Raw genomic sequence first — 20,151 nt, forward strand, 5'->3', positions numbered from 1 at the left:
TCACTCCTTTTTATCACTAATTTTCTATATCATAATATCATAAATATTCCTAGATAACATTTTTTGTTTCAACCAATCTTTGTAAGTTGGCACTGGAAACTCCATCACTTACGGTTAATAATTCTATGGTGCGCCACCCAGGATTCGAACCAGGGACCTGCCGATTAAGAGTCGGATGCTCTACCAGCTGAGCTAGTGGCGCAAAAGCATGCCTGATGGAATACCTTACTGATAGTTGTCAATGAGCAGCATTCATCAGTTATCTGGCATTGCTGAGTAACGATTACGTTTATTGGGCATCGCCTCAGCAATTGAAAATTTTCCTCTTAGATTTGGTAGCCCCAACGGGATTCGAACCCGTGTTTCCGCCTTGAGAGGGCAGCGTCTTAGGCCTCTTGACTATGGGGCCATGCAATTTGGCTCCGGGACTAGGATTCGAACCCAGGCTATGTGATCCAGAGTCACATGTGCTACCGCTACACAATCCCGGAATATAACAGTAATCATCACTAAAAACATATGATTAATCATTTTGTTTGGCTTATGACACTTACATAGTATAGCCTATTTATAATTTATAATCTAGTTGTTTTTAAAATTATTTTTCTTGAGCATATCAATAGCTTTATCCAAGCGTTCTATACATTTCTTTTTTCCTAATAAAGCCATGACGTCAAACAGTCCAGGACTGACTGTACGTCCTGTCAAGGCCAACCTTGTAGGATGAATAATCGTGCCGCCTTTGATCGCAAGTTCAGCTATTAGCTGTCGATATGCCCTTTCAGTATTTTCCACATCAAACTGTTCAAGGACGTTCAAACGTTCCCTGCCTTTAGAAAGAAGAACCTCCACACTTTCTTGGTTTAGAAAATATTTCTCCAACCCTTTTTCATCATAAGCAACAATATCTTGAAAGAAGCAGCGGCTTGACTCCGCCAGTTCTCCTAATGTCCTTACTCTTTCCCTTACTGCACCGACAACCTCACAAATATACTCACGCTTTTCCTCCACGTCTAAACTATTAATCAAACCCAATTTAAGTAAAAAGGGAATGGCTTGAAGTGTCAGGCTATCTAAATCACATTCGGTCATATATTGCCCGTTAAGCCAAATCAATTTTTGAACATCATAGATTGCCGCAGTTTTAGAAACCTTTTCGAGTGAAAACGACGTGATCGTTTGCTCTGGAGAAACTAATTCCCCCTGTCCCTCTGTCGGAGACCAGCCTAAAAGCGTTAAATAGTTTACTAGAGCTTCGGGGAGGCAGCCCGTTTCTTGAAATTCTCCAACAGCGGTTGCCCCATGCCGTTTGCTCAACTTACTGCGGTCAGGTGCTAAAATCATAGACAAATGGGCAAATAAGGGGATCTTGCATCCCAAAGCGCGATAGATTAAACACTGCTTGGGGGTATTCGATAAGTGTTCCTCAGCTCTGATGACATGGCTAATCTGCATGGCATGATCGTCCACAACACAAGCAAAATTATAGGCAGGTGTACCATCCGACTTCATGATAATAAAATCATCAAACTGTTCTGCTTCAAAGCTTACTGTTCCTCTAATAATATCTTCGACGACAATTTGGCCTGCCTCTGGCACCTTCAGCCTGATCACCGAGGAAAGACCCTGCCTCAGTTTAGATTGAACTTCCTCGGGGCCTAGATCTCGGCATCTTCCTTGGTAACGGAAGGGAATGCCAGCCTGCCGCAGCTTTTGGCGTTCTTCTTCTAATTGATCCACACTGCAAAAACAATGGTAAGCCCTGTTTTCTTGTACTAACCTCTGAGCGTACTTGGTGTAAAGTCCCTGTCGTTGGGACTGATAATACGGACCGAAATCACCGCCCTTTTCCGGTCCCTCATCCCAATCGATCCCTAACCATCTCAGACTGCTGAGGATTTGGCTCACAGAATCTTCTTTTAGTCGTTCCGTATCTGTGTCCTCAATACGGAGAATTAGTTTCCCATTTTGTTTTTTCGCAAACAACCAGTTAAACAGCGCTGTTCTTGCTCCTCCGATATGCAAATATCCCGTAGGGCTCGGAGCAAACCTGACTCTGACTTTTTCCATTTTGTTGACTCCCAAGTATTATTTGGCTTTTGATACGCCATCACATATTAATCTGATAATCTATCCACAGCTAATGGTTTTAACCAGAGGATGCTAAAGCCTTCTGATCGTCCAGATAATGACATAACGCCAAAAAGTCCTCATATCGATTAACTCTAGCTAGATTTCTTAAATCTAGAATAATTCCGGAACTTAAGTGTTTGATAAACTCCATATCTGATAGCCTAGTTTCCTCAAACAAGCCGCTTTGCCAATTATAGATACATGGGGTGAAATCCTCCCAGTTCTGATCAAAGTACTTAACTTTCGCATAGCAAAGCTTATAGATGTGAAAGATCATTCCCAAAGGCGATGCCTTTAGGGCAAATTTATGACTGAAGTATTCTTGCACAGGGTGATGCTCATGGTGACGTTTTAAAACGTTCTGGCAGGCAATGCTTATAGCTTAACAGGATGAATTTTTTCTTTGAGTGTTTCATCATTGAGAAATTTATCTGCTAACCAAGCTGCTACTTCCCCGGTGATTTTCACACAGTGTGCTTTCCGTTCCGGAGAGTTAAAAACTAAATCCTTTGTGAGTACCCGGCAGCAAGTACTCTTATATAATTTCTTAATATGGTCATGCAGTTCAGCTGCAACAGGAAACATTCTGCTGTCCATCTCTTTACCGGGGTCCCTTCCATAAACCATCCCTAAGGCCATTACTCCACCACTGACCGCTCCACAAACACACCCGGACCTTCCAATGCCTACGGGAAAGCCAGCGGCCAAATGGACTATCGAAGGATCAAAGGGCCAGCCAAGAAATTCATTGAGGGTATGAATTACGGATTCCGAGCAATAAAATTCTCCCTTTTGAAAACACCCTCCTGCCTTTCTTCGTACATCGTCAATAATTTTCTCTCTTTCCATCATGTTCCTCCTGATATTTGTCTATGAGTAATTCGAGTACTAGAATAGCACTTGCTAATGGAGCAAGTGCTATCCCCAACCCTTATGCAAGTAAAGCGGCGCCTAATGCTGCGGTTAATTCCGGTTCCGGTGGAATCACAACATTCCCCTTTAATTCCTGTTCGAGGAAGTGAACTAAAAGAGTATAATGTGCCCCGCCTCCGGTAAAGATTAACGATTCTGGATGTCCCACAGACTCCACAAAATTGGCAAGACGTTTGGCTGTGCTTTTGAATAGACCTGCGATCACTTCGGGCTTGGGAATCCCTTTAGCCAGCATTGTAATTACTTCTGATTCCGCAAACACTGTACACATTGAATTAATAGGCATCGGTTTAGCGTCTGCTGCGGAAGCCAGTTCTTCTGTCGTTAGATCTAAACCCTTTAAAATAACATCTAAAAAGCGCCCGGTTCCTGCGGCACACTTGTCATTCATCATAAACTGAACGACCTTGCCGTCCGTATTTTTCCGGATCACTTTCGCGTCCTGTCCCCCTAAGTCAAGAATAAAGGCTCGATCCGGGAAATAAGCATGGCACCCTCTGCCCTGACAGGAGATCTCTGTAATAACTCTTCCTTCAGGAAAGTTTACCCGCCCATACCCGGTAACCACAAGTCTCTCGGGTTTTTCTCCGTGTTCTTCGACATAGGACTTAAGCAGAGTAATCCCGGCTTGCACTGAATCGAAGCGAGAAGGTATAACCTGACTGTGTATCCGTTCACCATTCTCTATGATGACTAACTTTGTATTCACCGAGCCGAGATCTAGCCCAGCTTGCTTCATGCTCGAATCATCTCAATTAAAGCTTCGATCCGGGTTAAGAGTTGACCTTGATCTTCTTCTGAAAAATCACTTTCTAACCGCAAGAAAGGAATCGCTTTCTTCTCCATTTCTTTGCCCACAAAATAGCTCTCTACACCGTATGGCTGGCAGAACTGGAGGGAAAAATCAATCACGGCATCGGCTTTCAAATTTTCTGCCATGTAAGTGATATCTTCCAAGCGTCCTGGGTTCGGCGTGAAACATGCACAATTCACCTTTAAGGGACGCTTGGCGATATTGGCAAGCATATCCGAAACATTGTCCGCGGGTTCCGTAACATCCTTATAGTAGCGCTCTCCTGTACAGGTTTCCTCCCCGACAACAACCGCTCCAGCTTGTTCAATTAAAGCATGAAGTTTCCAAGCCGGAAGAGGCTGCGGGTTCCCGTGATCAAAATCCTCGGGGCATCGGCAGGTGCGACGCCAATTCCTTCTTTGACCCGCTCATCGAGCTCATCACATAGAGCATTAACTTGAATAGCAAAGCGAACCGGGTCATCGAAGAATGATAGTTGATTAATTAACAAAACATCCAAGCCGTGAATCGGCGCTGGAGAATGTTTTCTCAAATTTGCTAATCTTTGAAGCGCTTGACGTTTATTGTTGATCGTCTGAATTCCCTGAGCAAGATTCTCGGCAGTCAAATTCACCTTGGTCTCGCGTTCTATAAAGGAAGCAAATTCACGTACTTCATCCTCCCAGAGGCGAGTGTCTTTGACATCTTTCTTTTGGGGGAGCTCCATGACATAGGTCGGGATATGTTCATTAAGAATTTCCCAGGCCTTCTTCTTACCATCACAAGTCGTCTCTCCGATGACCCAATCAGAAACTTGGAAGTAGGGACAAACCCGATCTAATTTAAACCCCATCGTTGATTTAATCAAAGGACATAGGTTTCGGGGCAAGACTTTTTCCCCTGAAGAAACGGTATATTGAGCTCCGGCACATAAGCCGATACTCGCACTGCCTGTAGCAACAACGATTTCCTCTGGAACGTAGACGCAGAAGGTCGAAAACACCTTTGCGCCGGCTTGTTTCTTAGCATAAAGTTCGTGCACGCGAATTCCATGAACATCTCCAACGACAGCATCAAAATATCCCATTGCTTTAGGGCGATTAGGCCTATCTAAAAATAAACTTGTAAAAATCGCCGGTACAGGGGCCAGAAAATCATCGTGTTTCTCCAAGTCCATACCTAAAGCTGTCCATAATTCCCGATTATCCATTTTATTTCTCCTCCTCACTACTCTATCGACATAAGAGCCAAACGCTTAAATATGTATCACTTTGTCACTTGCATGCATAACAGCAATAATTTCAGGCATCGTAGATACCTTTCCAACCTTGATTTTATCTTTGATACCATAATAATCCAGACAAGTTACACAAGCCAAGAGAGTTACACCCCAATCCTTTTCCAGAATCTCCAAGGCATCGAAAGCCGTGAATTCCGGCAGCAAAAGTTGTACCCCTCTTTCTAAAAAAACAATGTGGGATGGTTTTTCAGCTGCCTCCGAAAGTTTCAGGAAAAAACTGTGCATCAGACGTTTGCCCAATTCCGGATCTTGATGGCCAATCACATCTGAGCTGACAAAGTAAGTGCAAGACATTGAATTTTTCCCTCCAATTATAATAATTTCCTTATTTCATATTATCATTAAATACATATGTGCGGAAGGGCTATCTTAGAATTTACTGGTATATTATCCAAGGACAGAGGCCCGGCGCATTAAAAAGAAAGCTTGGCCGATGTCTGAGGGCACAGAATAAAAGAGATACCCCATAAAGCAGACTTTCTAATTGTCTGTCTTATAAGGTATCTTAAAGGTTATGATTCGGCTTTATCGCGACTATCTATAAAAATTCACGATTTTTAATAATCGTTCTAATCGTGTCGACGAACCGAATTCGATAAGTAATATCCTCGAAAACTCGTTTTCTGAGAGCGAAACTAATTTCCAATTGAACCCCTTTGCCCATACGTCCACGATTACAAATATTCGTCGTTCGTATGCCAAGATATCTTTGCTCACTTTGTTTAACGCTAAATCCCTGCAGTTGGAGAGCAGTACTTAACTCCAGGCCAAATGTTGAATCCAGTCCGCCAATCATGAGGAATTCCTCACTGGAATCCTTGAGTCCGTGAATGGCCAAAACAATGCAAGCCTCCTCCAGACCACGCAGCAGGGTGGGCTCATCAAAATGATGACTGGTGATGTGGCGTTTTCGGTTACCTACACCATCCTTCAAACCCTCAAAAGAGTACCAAGCAAACTCTTCGCCTGCAATCCATTTGGCAATTTCAGTCGTATAAGGCTCAATCCCCCCGCCATGCGGAGCGATGATTAAAACCGGCCGCCAATCTCCACTGATACTTATACTATAATCCTGTCCTTCTTGTTCATGTGATTGTAACTCTTTAAAATTCAAGTAGCAATCAGGCATTATTCTCCTCCAGCGTAATATCGCTCAACAAGGCTATCACCATATCTTCTTAAAAATGGGTTGTAACCTACATGTTACAACCCATCAAAACTATTTCTGCAATACTTCTTAACTATATCAGTCATTCAGAACCAACACATCGGACCAATAAGGCAATTCTATACGCATAAATTAGCTTACTTTTGTCGTTTCTCTTGCTTGGCGGTAGCTAATGATATCCTCAACCGTAAGTACAGGCATATCATGCTTTTCTGCAAAGGCTACTATTTCCGGCAGCCGTGCCATAGTGCCGTCAGAATTTGTTAATTCACACAATACACCATAAGGCTTTAAACCGGCCAAGCGCATTAAATCAACATTTGCCTCTGTATGTCCTGGACGTTCCAGCACTCCTAAGGGCTTAGCTCTTAGGGGAAATATGTGCCCCGGCCGACGAAGATCTTCGGGGAAGCTCCTTCAGCAATCGCCGCTTTTACAGTTGTAACACGGTCAGCAGCTGACACGCCTGTTGTAACACCTCTTGCAGCTTCAATCGAGACCGTAAAAGGGGTCTGATAACTACTCGTGTTGTTAACCACCATCATGGGTAACCCCAGGGCTGAGACTTTTTCCTCCGGCAAGCACAAACAGACAATGCCGCTGCATTCCCGAATAAGCATAGCCATTTGGTCGTTGGTCAAGGTTTCAGCAGCAAAGAAAATATCTCCTTCGTTTTCTCTTTGTTCATCATCCGTGACTAAAACTCCCCGACCATTACGCAGCGCGACAAGCGCGCTTTCCACTCTCTCCATCGGATTCCCAAATCGTGCAAGTAAATTCTGATTCATAATAGTATGCCCCCTAAAAATTAGTTGACTTACTTGAATCAGGGCAATGAGACAGACAGCCCTTTAATTATTAAGGATTCCCCAGATTCACTTGGGGTTAGTCGCTAATTCTGTTGCTGACTGCCTTATCCTCTCTTATCCGGACTGTACCGTCGGCACTGGCCTTGCACCAGTTCTGCTGACCTCTTCAAACAACGAAGAGCGCTCGCGGGCTCCCTAGATCCACTAGGATACCGCCGGTGGGGACTCTCACCCCGCCCTGAGAATAAGTCACTTACGTTTAAGTATACTCCCGCGTTACAGTTTGTCTAGCTTCATTTGACTGATTTTTGAAACTAATCCTTGGGAGGAGCCTTCATATCCAAATGCCTGATAACGTCAAACAACGTGTTAAGTTCAATGATTTCTAGGTTTTTAAACCTTGCGGGATCTCGCACGGTGTTTTTCGCTACATAGACGCGCTTAAATCCCATTCGGTCGATTTCCCTCACCCTCAACTCGATGGAGGGTACTTTCTTAAGTTCTCCAGTCAATCCCACGTCAGCCACAAACACAATATCATTAGGAATCGCTTTATCTTTCACAGAAGAAACAATGCACATAATAATCGCTAAATTAACGGACTGTTCTTTAAGCTGCAGCCCGCCTGTCGTTTTAATCACCACATTTTTATCGTAAAGGCTGATTTTCCCCCGCTGTTCCAGGATCGAAATAAGAGTATTCAATTGGTCACGCCTCAAGCATTCCGCAATCCTTGACGGATAGGGTGTAAATGATTTCGAGACAAGACTCTCAACTTCTACAATAATAGGACGTGACCCCTCTTTTATCACGGCCAAGGCACTGCCGGAAACCGCTTGCCCCTCTCCCCTTTGAGTCATGAAGAACTCTGACGGATTATCTATGGATAACATTCCTTGTTCTGTCATAGAGAAAAAACCAATTTCTCCTGTGCTGCCAAATCGGTTCTTCGAACACCAAGCACCCCGCAATTCTTCGCCATTTTCTCCATTTAAAATCAAGACTGCATCTACCAGATGCTCTAAAGCCCGCAGTCCAGCTATCTCATCTTCTTTCGTCATCTGCCCTACCATAATCACAGCCCGGGGACGACTGCTGTTCTTAGCAACTTTCAGGAGTTCATTTGCACACCCCATTGTCTGAATAGGAGAACCAGGACGGGAATGATGCTCTTCCAAAGTGAAGGTTTGGATGCTGTCTATAATCATTAAATCCGGGTCCAGTTCATTAACCGTTTGTAGAACATGGTCCATGCTCGTATCCGAGTAGATCCAAATGTTACTATGATTCCCGCTTAAAATCCTGTCCGCTCTGTTCTTGATTTGGGTATCGCTCTCCTCCGCAGAAGCATAGAGAACCTTATAGCCCTGAGAGGCCACATCATCAGCCACTTGCAAAAGTAAGGTTGACTTTCCCGCTCCAGGCCTTGCTGTCAGAATAATCATGGAATCTTTAACGATGCCTCCACCCAGAACTCGATTAAACTCAAGGATTTTCGTTACAATTCGGTCACTATTGCCGGATAAAACCTCAGATAATCTCTTAGCTGAAGTCGCCCGTTTCGCGGTAGATGCTTCAGATACAGGTTGATGAATAAGTTCCTCGAAGGTATTCCATTCTTCACAATTTGGGCATTTTCCCATCCACTTTGGACTCTCGCTGCCACAATTTGAACATCGATAGATGATCTTAACTTTCATACCAAACCTCATTTCTCATGATCGGATCTAGCCAGGATACCCTCTGGCCCACCAGCTGCAGATTAAATCACTTCATAGATTATTTAGATTTAAGAGCTTTTTGAAGACGTAGTTTCTCTGCTCTTAAACGTCATATCTATATCTATTATAAAGCATTTTATAGACATAAGGATTTCTTTTGAGGGCCGAACTGGCGAGGCCTAAACTATAGTAATTATCTCAAATATTCTTAAGAAAGAAGCAAAAGCAAAATGAGGCTGTAAGCAATCCTTACAACCTCATTTGTTTTGAGAATGTGTTAAACTCCTATTTTCCGTTTGAGCAGCATTCTATCAACACTGCCGTCCCTTAGCTCTTAGAGAACGTTATCTTGCCATTTTCTTCTTGAGCACGGATTTTATCTCCCGCTTTAAACTCTCCTTCGAGGATCTTTTCAGACAGTGCATCTTCGATCAGACGTTGGATTGCCCGACGCAATGGCCGAGCACCAAAGGTAGGATCATTTCCTTCTTTAGCAATGAGCTCGATGGCACTAGGATCGACTTGTAACTCAAGACCGTGCTCCATCAAACGTTTGTTCATTTGGAACGTGAGAATTTCAGTGATTTTTGCCAGATGCTCTTTTTGCAGTGAATGGAAGACCACAAGTTCATCGATACGATTTAGAAATTCCGGACGGAAGGTTCGTTTTAATTCTTCCATGACCTGACCACGCATATTTTTGTATTCTGTTTTCTCATCTTTTTGGGCAGCAAAACCCATGGCTTCTTTCCGTAAGAACGAAGAACCGACATTGGAGGTCATGATAATGACAGTATTTCGGAAATCAACGGTTCTTCCTTTGGTATCCGTGAGCCGCCCGTCCTCAAGCACTTGAAGTAAGATATTAAACACCTCAGGATGCGCTTTTTCGATTTCATCTAATAAGACAACACTATAGGGTTTTCTTCTGACTGCTTCCGTAAGCTGCCCACCTTCATCATGTCCGATATAACCCGGAGGGGCTCCTACCAGTCGAGAGACGGCGTGCTTCTCCATGTATTCCGACATATCAATGCGAATCAGGGCTTTTTCGTCCCCAAACATAGCCTCGGCTAAAGATCGGCCGAGTTCGGTTTTTCCTACGCCGGTAGGTCCGAGGAAAACAAAAGAACCTATTGGACGCTTTGGATCTTTTAAGCCTGCCCGTGCGCGGCGAACAGCCCGTGCAACAGCGGTAACAGCATCTTCTTGTCCGATCACACGCTGATGGAGAAGCTCCTCAAGGTTTAAGAGGCGCTCACTTTCTTCCTGCGCTAATTTCTTAACAGGAATCCCAGTCCAACTGGCTACGATTTGAGCAATATCATCCTCAGTCACCATCGCATTTTCTTTGTGCCGCTGACTGTCCCATTCTTCTCGTTGTTTGGCTAGCTCTTCTTTAAGTTTGTGTTCCTGATCCCTAAACTGAGCGGCTTTTTCAAATTCCTGACTGGAAACAGCCGCCTCTTTTTCTTTCTTTAAGCGTTCAATTTCCCCTTCAAGCAGCTTCAAGTCTGGCGGAGCCGTGAAGCTGGCGAGACGAACTCGTGATGCGGCTTCATCCATTAAGTCTATGGCTTTATCCGGCAAAAAGCGGTCTGAAACATAGCGATCGGACAATCGTGCGGCAGCCTCGATAGCCTCATCTGTAATTTTCACCCTATGGTGAGCTTCGTAGCGATCTCTCAAGCCGTGAAGAATCAAGATTGCTTCCTCAACGGTCGGTTCGCTGACAGTGATAGGTTGAAACCGCCGTTCCAAGGCAGAGTCCTTTTCTATATATTTACGGTATTCTTCCAACGTCGTAGCCCCAATGCATTGCAGTTCCCCACGCGCCAATGCAGGCTTCAAAATGTTCGCTGCATCGATGGCTCCTTCGGCTGCACCGGCACCAATAAGCGTATGCAGTTCGTCAATAAAGAGAATGATGTTTCCATCAGCGCGGATTTCTTCCATCACCTTTTTTAAACGCTCTTCAAACTCGCCCCGATATTTACTGCCTGCAACCATCGCCGAAAGGTCAAGGGTAATGACCCGTTTGTTAATAAGAATTTCCGGAACTCGATTATTGATGATTCCTTGAGCTAAACCTTCGGCGATCGCCGTTTTACCTACACCGGGCTCTCCAATCAACGCCGGATTATTTTTTGTACGCCTGCTTAGGACCTGAATAACCCGTTCTATTTCTTTTTCCCGCCCAATGACAGGATCCAGTCTGCCCTCCCGAGCTTGCTGCGTCAGATCACGTCCAAATTCGTTTAGGGAAGGGGTATTAGTTGGTCCAGCGTTTTTAGCGACAGGTACAGAATTAGCGGCAGGGATAGCGGATTCATCTAATTCTCCCCCTAACAACTTGACCACTTGTTTCCAGACCTTCTCAGGGCTTACATTGAGATTAGCCAGGATTCGAGCTGCAACCCCCTCTCCTTCCATAATCAGCCCTAACAAGATGTGTTCTGTGCCGATATAACTGACATCTTGACGATGGGCTTCCTCATTGGCCAATTCTAAGACTTTTTTTACTCGCGGAGTTAACTCAACAGCCCCATTACTTGGCTGACCTACACCGGCGACTTCTTCCACAATGCTCCGAATTTTATCGAGATCCAAGTTCAGTCCTTTTAAGGCCTGGGCAGCAATCCCTTCTCCTTCCTCAATCAGACCCAGCAGGATGTGTTCGGTTCCTACAACATGATGCCCCATCCGTTTCGCTTCACTTTGGGCAATCGTTAAAACTTTCTCTGCGCGTTCGGTATATCGTCCTTTCATTCCTTTTCATCCTTTCATTAATGACAATCTTACAAAGTCCCTTTGTGTTAAGATCCTCAATTCAACGTACTGAGAAATCCTAAGCTATAACTACGTAGTCCGTTCTCGGATCAAACGAGCCCTCTCTTCATCTCGCTGACTGGGGTCAAGTTCGCGGTCAAGGATGTACTGCAAACATCCTGGTCGTGTGGCAACAAGCAATGCGGCAAAACTATCTTTGTTTTTAGGCAATAAACCCATATCTGCACCCAACCGGTCAAGGGATAACAACTGCATGGCATCCTCTGAAGTAAGCAGCCGGGCATTTTGCAGCGTTCCCCGAGCTCTCCAGACTTTGTCCTCCAGAAATAAGGGCATTTGCCGACGAAGATATTCACGGGCCTGAAGTTCATGCTCCAAAATTTGTCCGGTCACTGCTTCCAAATGTGTGAGTATATCTTCTTCACTTTTTCCGAGGGTGATCTGATTAGACACTTGGAACATATGTCCGTAGGCTTGTGATCCTTCGCCGTATAACCCTCTGATAGCTAATCCCAAATTTGCCAATGCCCCCAGAACCTGTTGTACCTGCTTCGTCATCACCAACCCGGGCAGATGGACCATCACCGAAGCCCTCAGACCTGTCCCGACATTAGTAGGACAAGCTGTGAGGTATCCCTGACTTTCACGGTAGGCGAAATCAAGTTTTGCTTCTAAGGCATCATCGCAGGCTGTTGCTAATCGATGGGTCTCCAGTAGCTGCCTCCCCGGCAAAAGCACTTGGATTCTTAGATGATCTTCTTCATTGACCATAATTGCATATTTATGATCAGCAGCAAGCGCAACTCCGCTCGCGCCTGAGTTTCCTCCCAGACTCGGACTGATTAAATGTTTTTCAATGAGTACCTGATGTTCTACGCTGCTCAGTTTCGTGAGGGAAATATATTCGAAAGGATCTTGGTCCAACCTAATGGTTGACAGCACCTGAGCCACAGTTTGTTCCACTTGACTTGCCCCTTCGGAGCTTAAAACATGGGGAAAGGGAAAATCCTCAAGATTACGAGCCAACCGCACTCTACTGCTAATCACAACAGGTGAGTCCGTTTCAATCATCCAAGCACTATTCTGTGAAAGAAGTTCTTTACGTGTCATTGTTTTCCCCACCCTTCAACTGCTCGATCTGCCGAATCTGATCACGGACCTTGGCAGCTTCTTCAAAGTTTTCTTGTTGAATTAACTGCTGAAGTTTTTCTTTTAACTTTCGTACTTCCATCCTATTTTTAATCTCGCTCCCTCGTCGCACAGGAACCTTGCCCACATTTTGTCCCCCGCCATGAACTCGGCGCAGCAGTGGCTCCAATTGTGTTTCGAACGTTTCATAACAGGCGCTGCACCCCAACTTACCGGCTTGAGTGATCCTGGAAAATGAGATGCCACACTTGGGGCAGACTTTTTCCGAAGGTTGCTCCGGCAGCATAGGGTTCAAACCAAATAACGCTTGTAGGAACTCCGGCACTATGACTGGGTGAAATATGAAACTGACCTCCTGAGTTTGCTTCGCGCAAACTTCACAGAGATATACCTCATGAGTCTGTCCGTTTTCTGTTTTTGATATCTGTACTTTCGCTTCTCTCTGTTGGCAATGTTGGCAAAGCATATAAAATCCCCCTTTAAAGCAAATCATCCCTGCTCAATGTGGTCAAGATGGTCTTCATCAACCGGGCGCGCAGTATGTCCCAATCTCTAAATTCGCCGCGCAAGGCATTCCCCGAAAGGATCCCTTTGATCAACGCTGCTTCTCGGATCGTTACCAATTCTTCATCGAGCAACCTGTCAACCAGCCCATTGCAGCGCTCTCGAGAGAGCTGATCTCCAATCAATTGGCGCATAATTTGTTGATATTGACCTTCCAAACCCAACCCAAGGCGGACTATACGCAAATACCCTCCGCCCCCTCGGCGGCTCTCCACCAAATAACCCCGTTCTACAGTGAAACGAGTATCCAAAACATAGTTAATCTGAGAAGGAACGCAGTCAAATTCTCCCGCCAGCTCACTACGTTGTAATATAATATACCCTTCTGACGTTTGTTCCAGAATTCTTTTTAGATATTCTTCAATGCGATCCGCAAGATTTCCCATAGCTTGATGTACTCCTTGTTTAAATAATCTTCACATAAACCAGTCCCAAATAAACATTGACCTTTCCTGACCTTCTATCTATATGATACCCATTTTCCACAAAATTTGCAAAGGGTTTTTTAAAAATTTTAGATACAAATACAAAAAGGGACCCATCTTTAAGACGGCCCTCGTGAGGATTTGCTAATAGCGGTCTGGGATTCACTTAGAAAACAAAACGAAATAAAACCATGATGACAAGGTCAAAAGGCCGATACTGCCTAAGAGCCAAACAACGGGTTGTCCCTCTAGATGCTTGGTTTCATTCCTTTTTTTCGCCTGCTTCGGTTCAAGTAGAGCTATTCCTTCGAGCTCAAGTCTTGGGGGCGACGTCCATTCTGCTAGTTTTCGCATCCCTATCCGGGACGTCGTTACGCGCGGGGCGACATCCATCCAATGCAGAGAACCTTGCAGCATCTGTTGGAGTTCTTCAGGGCTAAGCCAAATCGTATGCTCTTTCATGAACGTAAAACGATGTTTCCTTTTATCTCAAAAGGACATCGTCTGCACCTCCAAATCATAATTATGTCAGTCGCCCAAGATAAAAAAACTTAATTCTCTACTTGTGCTATTCGCGATTCAAAAAAAAATCCCTGCAATTAATGCAAGGAGGATTAACCTAAATGTCTCTAAAACCTTCCAAAATACTACCGAAAATCTCTCCCGCCGGCTTAGCGAGCTTTGATTGCGACATTTTGCGCTCTGGAGTTCCAGAATAACTTTAACGATACCTATTTTATAATTAGAACAGGGCAACCGGCTCTCTGCAGCACTCTTTGACTCACGCTTCCAAGGACAGACCCGGTAATCGCTCCGTAACCATGGCTTCCCATGACTACTAAGTCAATTCCTTCTTTTTTAATTTCATCCAAAATCACCGTCACAGGGTGGCCGGATTCGACTTTCTTCTTAATTAAGACCTTGGAGGTATCAAGGCCCGTTAGGGTAGCTTCTAGGGCTAGTTCTCCGTTTTGGTCGAGTTGATCTTGGGTCACAGTAATACCATATGAAATTGTGTATCCCCAAAAAGACTGAGGTGTATAACTAACATGGAGTAGTTCGACTTCAGCCTTAATGGTTTGGGCTAAGTCTATGGCGGATTTTAGAGCGCGTCGTGAGAAATCCGAGGCATCTGTAGGGACGAGAACTTTTTTAAACAATCCTATCACTCCCTCATAAAATATGGACTATCTCCCTTATTACTATCCTATTCCCACTATGCCCATAACGATATACATTCAATCCTAGGAGAAGACGATCAGTTCCCGGGGGCTTATTGATCGATACCTTGCCTCTTTTCTATATACTCATTATGCAGTCTTTGCAAACTTTTTTCAATTATTTCCTATAACAGCAGGGATTGATACAAAATGCAAAAAAAGCCCACTAACCCTGAATTCTGGCTAGTGGATAATGTAGTTATCCTATGTATTGACCACTCATAAACGGTGATGAAAAATCTCGATCATCAATAGGTTTCGTCAAGCCTAGAATTTTCAAAACTAATAAGTTTCCGGCAGCTCTTCAAAATAACCTTGTGGATGTGCACAAGCAGGACAGATTCCCGGTGCTTCCGGACCCTCGTGAATATAACCACAGTTGGTACATTTCCAGACCGTGGGGGCATCTTTTTTGAAAATCGTCCCATTTTGAATCCCGGCAGCATAGCTTTCAAAGCGCTTCATATGATGTTCCTCTACACTAGCGATGGTTCGAAAAGCCTTGGCGATATCAGGGAATCCCTCTTTTTCGGCAACGTCTCCAAATTTTGAATAGAGTACCTCCCATTCTTCCCGCTCTCCCGCTGCTGAGGCCTTAAGGTTCGCGAAAGTATCCTTGTTAACCAAAGGATAATCAGCATCTACATGGATCAAGTCCGTTTTACCCTGAGTATGTGCCAGTAATAGCTTATAAAAAACTTGAGCATGTTCCTTTTCATTGGCTGCTGTTTCTTCAAAAACGGCTTGAATCCGATGGTATCCCTCTTTCTTGGCAACATTCGCAAAGAACGTATAGCGGTTTCGGGCTTGAGATTCCCCAGCAAAGGCATTACTTAGGTTTTTAAAACTTTCTGTTTCCTGGAAATTCATGCTTTACCTCTCCTTTAGCTAAACTTATTTTTATAAGTATAGCCTTTAGACGGCGAGATGATACTGGCAATCCAGCGCCCTTCACCAAGATCTGCCTAAAATTACTGCGTAAAGGGTTTTATTATACGTATGTCGAAGTATTTACTTCTGAGATCGATAAAAGGTGGTTTTTAGTTTGGAATTCAAGCTCCCGGGTATTCCCCGTGCTGTCATTATCTTGATTATTGGCGGATTCATTCAGTCCATCGGAAATTCCCTGATGTGGCCGCTAAATAGTCTCTTTATGCATAATGTCTTGGGCCGCACTTTAACGGAAGCTGGAACTCTGCTAGCCCTTCAGTCCGCTGCCTCTTTGCTGGGACAATTCCTAAGCGGCTTTATGGCAGATCGTTTTGGGGCCAAGCGAGTGATGATGGTCGGCCTTGTCGGTGCAATTTTGACGGTTGGGTCCATTGGTCTTTTTCCTGTCTGGGGAGTTTATGCGCCAGGGTTTATCCTGTTTGGTTTAGCGCAAGCGTTTATCTTCGTTCCTCTGAACGCACTCCTTCATACCGTCTGGCCTGAAGGCGGCAGGCGGGGGTTCAACCTTCTTTATGTTTCAAATAACGCAGGAGTCGCCATCGGTACAGCTATTGGGGGAATGATTGCTCAAGTTTCGTTTCGTCTCACCTTCTCGCTGAATGCAGCAGCCTTTATGATTTATTTTCTGTTAGTGTCAATTGGCATTTCCGAACACAAAACCCCCATTCATACTATTCCTTCGAAACAGCACACTGGACATTTGACCAAGGACAGCGGCTTTAAGGTGCTGCTTGCCTTAGGGGGCGGCATTTTATTCGTCTGGGGCGCTTATATCCAGCTCGTGGCAATCTTGCCCGTTGTCATGAGCCAGTTGGGATTTTCTCTCTTCTCCTACAGTGTGCTCTGGACACTCAACGGGGTTTTTATCGTGACGCTGCAACCCCTTATCAACTGGGTGATTAGAACTTGGGCCCAATCATTTCAACGTCAGTTTTACTTAGCTTCCATTCTCTTATCCATTGGTTTTATCATTATTATGGGGAAATTTCCGTATGTATCCTATATTATCGCTATGCTTATACTAACCCTTGGTGAAATGTTAGTTTTACCTGCCGTTCCTGCAGCGTCGGCTCAGCTGGCTCCGCCCGGGAAAACAGGCGCTTATCAGGGAATCGTAGGCGGCTCCTCTTCAGGAGGGCGAATGGTAGGCCCCTTGCTCGGCGGTATCATTTACGACTACGGTGGAGGATCAAGCGTTTGGGTTCTTGCCCTAACGTTTATGGCTGCCTCCTTAATTATGTTCTTTATCTATGGCAGGTGTATTCTACACTTGCATTTTCCATCGGAAAACGAGCCATTCTCTTCAACTTAATTGGATTGCCCAGTATCAATGAAAGGATAGTATAATTTATGACTTACAATTCAACGCCCTACAACTATTGCCCGGTCTGCGGCAAAACCCTTCAGAAATCGATCATTGACAACCAACCAAGAAGTATATGCACGGAATGTTCATTTATCCATTGGGGGGATTACTCTCTCGGTGTAGGCGGAGTTCTTTGGCGAGAAGACAAGGTCCTCTTAGTTCAGCGCCGACATAATCCCGGCAAAGGAATGTGGACGATCCCAGGCGGGTATGTTAATCAAGACGAACCTATCGGAGATGCCATCACTCGCGAAATCCTCGAGGAAACAGGCATCCAAACCAGACCTCTTTCGCTTATCGCTCTTCGTGACCGCCCTGGGGAGAAACATGACATCTATATCATTTTTCTCATGGACTATATCGGGGAACCCTTCAAGGACAAGTCGAGGAAGTCAGCGATCTTGGCTTCTTTACTTTGGAAGAATGCCAGAGTCTCGCTTTACCCTCCTTGACGCTCAATGCTCTCGAAGCCTCCCACTCCTGTGCCCAAGGTCTTGCTTTGAATCCGAAGGCAGAACTTTTAGGTCTGTTATCAACGTTGTATCAGATTTTTTAAGCCTTAATCAGGTTAAATTTCCACGACCTGCTACGAAAAAAAGCATTCCTCGCATTTACGGGGAATGCTTTTTTAGCATCACGTCTTATTCACTGCTAGCGGGATTTAATACCGTCGATTAAATGTCTGAGAGCCATTACCGGATGAGAGAACATCATTTTGGGACCTGCATAGCGCATGACCTCTATCATCCGTTGACGCATGTCGAGTTTATAACAATGCACTGGGCATAGGCCGCAGGTCGGTTTTTGATCTCCAAATTTACAGTGGTCCAGCCGTGCCAGAGCATAATCCTCTAACTCCTGACATTCCTGACATAACCCCTCACATGTCCGGTGATGATCCTTACAATATAGTCTGAGCATTGTTCTTGCTGTCTGCTTTTCAAAGTCCAGTCTACTCGTCATTTTTCCTTAACTCCCTTGTCTAAACCATCATTTGTTTCATCCCCGAGTTTAGTTTAGTTGAATAAGCCGAGGAAATCTTTCGGAATGTCCGTCTCATAGCGGACCTCTTCACCTGTTATTGGGTGCCGAAAAGCCAGAACTTGCGCATGCAGACCTAGCCGCCCAATTGAGCGCTTAGTTGCACCATATTGTTTATCTCCTATGACACTGTGACCAATATCCTGCATGTGAACACGAATTTGATTCTTCCGACCAGTTTCCAGCTTCACTTCTAGAAGAGAGTAATTTTTATTCTTTTTAAGTAACTGGTAATGAGTCACCGCTTTTTGACCACCATTTGGTGTTCGACTGGAGTACATCTTATAGGATTTGCTTTCAGTCAGCCATGAAATGATCGTTCCTTGTTCTTGATTTAGGGGGCCCTCGACCACTACAACGTAAGTTCGTTCTAAGACCGCTTTTTTCCAAGAGCTTTGTAAAAGCTCCTGGACGTTCTCGTTCTTGGCGAACATCATAATTCCAGAAGTTTCCCTATCTAATCTATGTAAAACGAAGATTTTGTTCTTAGGATTACTCCGCTTGACATAATCACTGAGGATGTTATAAGCAGTCGGCTCTTTTTCGCCAGTTGTTGCAATGGAAAGCAGACCGGCCATTTTATCGATGACAATAATGTCGGAGTCTTCATACAAAATTTTGAGTCCTTGGAGTTTTGTTTCCAACGGAACCTTACCCCAATTGACAACGACTGTTTGCCCGCTGGACAGAGGATAATTATACTGCGTAACCACTTGATTATCGACGGAGACTTGACGATGGACTAACAACGATTTAATCTCGTTTCGACTTTTTGTCGGGAGATAGGTAAGAAGAAAGTTCATCAATTCAGCCGGTTCCGTAATCTCAAAGGTCGTCAGTTTACCCCTTAACCTGTCCTTACCACTTTCTCTTTTTCCCTCGTCGTGAAGTGCCTGCATTCTTATTACCCCTATTCATACCTATTAGCTTCCGCCCTAAACATCATCCGTCTTAAACTATGAGAGCTGCCTGCTGCACAAGCTTCTGACTCTGAGTACTCATTAAATCGAAGGAGCCTCCATGCCAAATTGACTCCAATCCTCTCGAGCCGGACCATAAACGCCCGGCACTTTCAGGCCTGCTTGTCTCATTAGTACCGTCATTTGCCCGCGGTGATGAATCTGATGATCGACCAAAGCGCTCAGAGTTGAACCGATTGCCCATTGTTCTCCATACATATCCCGCTCTTCCAAAAGAGTCTGATCCTGCCACTGAGCACGAATTCCCGCAACCATGATCTTACTTACTTCTTTGTAATAATCTGCGATATTTTGGGCCGAATTCGGGGCGGGCTCATCGTCTCGATACCCCTCAAACACTAACCCGGTTCTGGACATCATCTCTGGAATCGTTATTGCTAAGTGCCAAGCTATTCGGCCTAGGGTACGATCCTCCTCTGAGACCCTTTGACTCAGGGAATCGTCGGTTAAGGCATTAAGAACTCGCAGCGTTGATCCCGCTTCTTTTCCCCATGTTTCTAGAAATGCAGCGATCGATGTAAACATACTAGGTTCCTCCTTAATAACTTAAATTTCTCATCATCTTATCAGTTACTCCATTTCAGGTCAATATAGTGCCTTACCTATTCCATGGCCTGCTCTTTTAGCCGGACCTCACTGAATGGCCTTCCTAGTTACTCTTTATTAAAGTCTCTGCAGAAAATTATTCTGGTATCCATAAAGAAAACTTGGCTGGCGCCCGAAGACACTGTCTTCGCACTTGTTAACCTCTGGCGAAGGCGGCCGCCTAGTTGCTCTTATGCTTAGAAAGTATATAACGCAAGTTTAT

18 protein-coding genes, 3 tRNA genes, 3 pseudogenes and 1 riboswitch are annotated in these 20,151 nt (G+C 44.6%); of the genes and pseudogenes, 2 read left to right on the forward strand and 22 right to left on the reverse strand.

All coding sequences use genetic code 11. The features are described from left to right. Positions 1 to 126: 126 nt before the first annotated feature. The 19 genes and pseudogenes from VZF35_RS13900 to rbr all read right to left on the reverse strand — a co-directional run bounded on the left by VZF35_RS13900 (position 127) and on the right by rbr (position 15,875). Positions 127 to 202 (reverse strand) — tRNA-Lys (locus VZF35_RS13900). Between the two features lie 131 nt (positions 203 to 333). Continuing rightward, a tRNA-Glu gene (locus tag VZF35_RS13905) sits at positions 334 to 409 on the reverse strand. Between the two features lie 8 nt (positions 410 to 417). Then, positions 418 to 491: transfer RNA gene (locus tag VZF35_RS13910), tRNA-Gln, on the reverse strand. Between the two features lie 91 nt (positions 492 to 582). Next, on the reverse strand, positions 583 to 2,070 hold the full coding sequence (gene gltX, locus VZF35_RS13915; RefSeq protein ID WP_407305687.1) for a glutamate--tRNA ligase: 1,488 nt from the start codon (positions 2,068 to 2,070) through the stop codon (positions 583 to 585). Positions 2,071 to 2,149: 79 nt separating this feature from the next. Further along, a complete protein-coding gene (locus VZF35_RS13920; RefSeq protein ID WP_407305689.1) occupies positions 2,150 to 2,461 on the reverse strand; it encodes a hypothetical protein in 312 nt (103 codons plus the stop codon). Between the two features lie 47 nt (positions 2,462 to 2,508). Then, entirely contained in the window at positions 2,509 to 2,982 is a 474-nt protein-coding gene (locus tag VZF35_RS13925; RefSeq protein WP_407305691.1) for a C-GCAxxG-C-C family protein, read from the reverse strand. An 82-nt stretch (positions 2,983 to 3,064) separates the two neighbouring features. After that, complete coding sequence (locus VZF35_RS13930) at positions 3,065 to 3,805, reverse strand: acyl-CoA dehydratase activase (protein ID WP_407305693.1); 741 nt, start codon at positions 3,803 to 3,805, stop codon at positions 3,065 to 3,067. Further along, a pseudogene (locus VZF35_RS13935) lies at positions 3,802 to 5,069 on the reverse strand (double-cubane-cluster-containing anaerobic reductase). Before VZF35_RS13935 ends, VZF35_RS13930 begins: the two are co-directional and overlap by 4 nt. Positions 5,070 to 5,114: 45 nt before the next feature. Next, complete coding sequence (locus VZF35_RS13940; protein ID WP_407305695.1) at positions 5,115 to 5,453, reverse strand: DsrE family protein; 339 nt, start codon at positions 5,451 to 5,453, stop codon at positions 5,115 to 5,117. Positions 5,454 to 5,697: 244 nt separating this feature from the next. Further along, a complete protein-coding gene (locus tag VZF35_RS13945; protein WP_407305697.1) occupies positions 5,698 to 6,288 on the reverse strand; it encodes a poly-gamma-glutamate hydrolase family protein in 591 nt (196 codons plus the stop codon). 171 nt (positions 6,289 to 6,459) lie between these two features. Then, a pseudogene (ribB, locus tag VZF35_RS13950) lies at positions 6,460 to 7,115 on the reverse strand (3,4-dihydroxy-2-butanone-4-phosphate synthase). A gap of 123 nt (positions 7,116 to 7,238) precedes the next feature. Beyond that, positions 7,239 to 7,386, reverse strand: a riboswitch (FMN riboswitch). Between the two features lie 64 nt (positions 7,387 to 7,450). Further along, complete coding sequence (gene radA, locus VZF35_RS13955; RefSeq protein ID WP_407305699.1) at positions 7,451 to 8,836, reverse strand: DNA repair protein RadA; 1,386 nt, start codon at positions 8,834 to 8,836, stop codon at positions 7,451 to 7,453. Between the two features lie 348 nt (positions 8,837 to 9,184). Further along, a complete protein-coding gene (locus VZF35_RS13960; protein WP_407305701.1) occupies positions 9,185 to 11,626 on the reverse strand; it encodes an ATP-dependent Clp protease ATP-binding subunit in 2,442 nt (813 codons plus the stop codon). Between the two features lie 90 nt (positions 11,627 to 11,716). Continuing rightward, positions 11,717 to 12,757 carry a protein arginine kinase gene (locus VZF35_RS13965; RefSeq protein ID WP_407305704.1) on the reverse strand — a complete coding sequence of 347 codons (1,041 nt, stop codon included), beginning with the start codon at positions 12,755 to 12,757 and terminating at the stop codon, positions 11,717 to 11,719. Continuing rightward, positions 12,747 to 13,262, reverse strand: coding sequence for a UvrB/UvrC motif-containing protein (locus VZF35_RS13970; protein WP_407305706.1), 516 nt, complete (start codon positions 13,260 to 13,262; stop codon positions 12,747 to 12,749). The genes VZF35_RS13965 and VZF35_RS13970 overlap by 11 nt, the downstream gene beginning before the upstream one ends. A gap of 13 nt (positions 13,263 to 13,275) precedes the next feature. Then, entirely contained in the window at positions 13,276 to 13,746 is a 471-nt protein-coding gene (locus VZF35_RS13975; RefSeq protein ID WP_407305708.1) for a CtsR family transcriptional regulator, read from the reverse strand. A 201-nt stretch (positions 13,747 to 13,947) separates the two neighbouring features. Beyond that, entirely contained in the window at positions 13,948 to 14,247 is a 300-nt protein-coding gene (locus VZF35_RS13980) for a hypothetical protein (RefSeq protein WP_407305710.1), read from the reverse strand. 269 nt (positions 14,248 to 14,516) lie between these two features. Continuing rightward, the gene (locus VZF35_RS13985; protein WP_407305712.1) at positions 14,517 to 14,945 is read right to left on the reverse strand and encodes a universal stress protein; all 429 of its coding nucleotides are present in this window, start codon (positions 14,943 to 14,945) and stop codon (positions 14,517 to 14,519) included. Positions 14,946 to 15,287: 342 nt separating this feature from the next. Continuing rightward, positions 15,288 to 15,875, reverse strand: coding sequence for a rubrerythrin (gene rbr, locus VZF35_RS13990; protein WP_407305714.1), 588 nt, complete (start codon positions 15,873 to 15,875; stop codon positions 15,288 to 15,290). A 175-nt stretch (positions 15,876 to 16,050) separates the two neighbouring features. Here rbr and VZF35_RS13995 point away from each other — a divergent pair, with 175 nt between their 5' ends. Together VZF35_RS13995 and VZF35_RS14000 are read left to right on the forward strand one after the other, a co-directional pair. Continuing rightward, entirely contained in the window at positions 16,051 to 17,268 is a 1,218-nt protein-coding gene (locus tag VZF35_RS13995) for an MFS transporter (RefSeq protein WP_407305716.1), read from the forward strand. A gap of 38 nt (positions 17,269 to 17,306) precedes the next feature. Further along, a pseudogene (locus VZF35_RS14000) lies at positions 17,307 to 17,878 on the forward strand (NUDIX domain-containing protein). A gap of 95 nt (positions 17,879 to 17,973) precedes the next feature. Here VZF35_RS14000 and VZF35_RS14005 read toward each other — a convergent pair. From VZF35_RS14005 to VZF35_RS14015, 3 genes are all read right to left on the reverse strand, one after another. Next, positions 17,974 to 18,285 (reverse strand): nitrous oxide-stimulated promoter family protein, encoded by a 312-nt coding sequence (locus VZF35_RS14005; protein ID WP_407305718.1) that lies wholly within the window; start codon positions 18,283 to 18,285, stop codon positions 17,974 to 17,976. A 53-nt stretch (positions 18,286 to 18,338) separates the two neighbouring features. Next, on the reverse strand, positions 18,339 to 19,262 hold the full coding sequence (locus VZF35_RS14010; protein ID WP_407305720.1) for an RluA family pseudouridine synthase: 924 nt from the start codon (positions 19,260 to 19,262) through the stop codon (positions 18,339 to 18,341). A 102-nt stretch (positions 19,263 to 19,364) separates the two neighbouring features. Further along, positions 19,365 to 19,868, reverse strand: a complete 504-nt coding sequence (locus tag VZF35_RS14015) for a DinB family protein (RefSeq protein ID WP_407305722.1) — start codon at positions 19,866 to 19,868, stop codon at positions 19,365 to 19,367. Between the last annotated feature and the right edge of the window lie 283 nt (positions 19,869 to 20,151).

The organism is Desulfosporosinus paludis, assembly GCF_045689965.1.
Taxonomy (GTDB): Bacteria; Bacillota; Desulfitobacteriia; order Desulfitobacteriales; family Desulfitobacteriaceae; genus Desulfosporosinus; species Desulfosporosinus paludis.

What these genes read in the sequence shown, in the direction of transcription:
- VZF35_RS13960 (WP_407305701.1), bottom strand. Translation starts at nt 11,626, where the DNA reads ATGAAAGGACGATATACCGAACGCGCAGAGAAAGTTTTAACGATTGCC.
- VZF35_RS14015 (WP_407305722.1), bottom strand. Translation starts at nt 19,868, where the DNA reads ATGTTTACATCGATCGCTGCATTTCTAGAAACATGGGGAAAAGAAGCG.
- radA (WP_407305699.1), bottom strand. Translation starts at nt 8,836, where the DNA reads ATGAAAGTTAAGATCATCTATCGATGTTCAAATTGTGGCAGCGAGAGT.
- VZF35_RS13980 (WP_407305710.1), bottom strand. Translation starts at nt 14,247, where the DNA reads ATGAAAGAGCATACGATTTGGCTTAGCCCTGAAGAACTCCAACAGATG.
- VZF35_RS13965 (WP_407305704.1), bottom strand. Translation starts at nt 12,757, where the DNA reads ATGACACGTAAAGAACTTCTTTCACAGAATAGTGCTTGGATGATTGAA.
- VZF35_RS13940 (WP_407305695.1), bottom strand. Translation starts at nt 5,453, where the DNA reads ATGTCTTGCACTTACTTTGTCAGCTCAGATGTGATTGGCCATCAAGAT.
- rbr (WP_407305714.1), bottom strand. Translation starts at nt 15,875, where the DNA reads ATGAATTTCCAGGAAACAGAAAGTTTTAAAAACCTAAGTAATGCCTTT.
- gltX (WP_407305687.1), bottom strand. Translation starts at nt 2,070, where the DNA reads ATGGAAAAAGTCAGAGTCAGGTTTGCTCCGAGCCCTACGGGATATTTG.
- VZF35_RS13925 (WP_407305691.1), bottom strand. Translation starts at nt 2,982, where the DNA reads ATGGAAAGAGAGAAAATTATTGACGATGTACGAAGAAAGGCAGGAGGG.
- VZF35_RS13930 (WP_407305693.1), bottom strand. Translation starts at nt 3,805, where the DNA reads ATGAAGCAAGCTGGGCTAGATCTCGGCTCGGTGAATACAAAGTTAGTC.
- VZF35_RS13945 (WP_407305697.1), bottom strand. Translation starts at nt 6,288, where the DNA reads ATGCCTGATTGCTACTTGAATTTTAAAGAGTTACAATCACATGAACAA.
- VZF35_RS14005 (WP_407305718.1), bottom strand. Translation starts at nt 18,285, where the DNA reads ATGACGAGTAGACTGGACTTTGAAAAGCAGACAGCAAGAACAATGCTC.
- VZF35_RS13975 (WP_407305708.1), bottom strand. Translation starts at nt 13,746, where the DNA reads ATGGGAAATCTTGCGGATCGCATTGAAGAATATCTAAAAAGAATTCTG.
- VZF35_RS14010 (WP_407305720.1), bottom strand. Translation starts at nt 19,262, where the DNA reads ATGCAGGCACTTCACGACGAGGGAAAAAGAGAAAGTGGTAAGGACAGG.
- VZF35_RS13970 (WP_407305706.1), bottom strand. Translation starts at nt 13,262, where the DNA reads ATGCTTTGCCAACATTGCCAACAGAGAGAAGCGAAAGTACAGATATCA.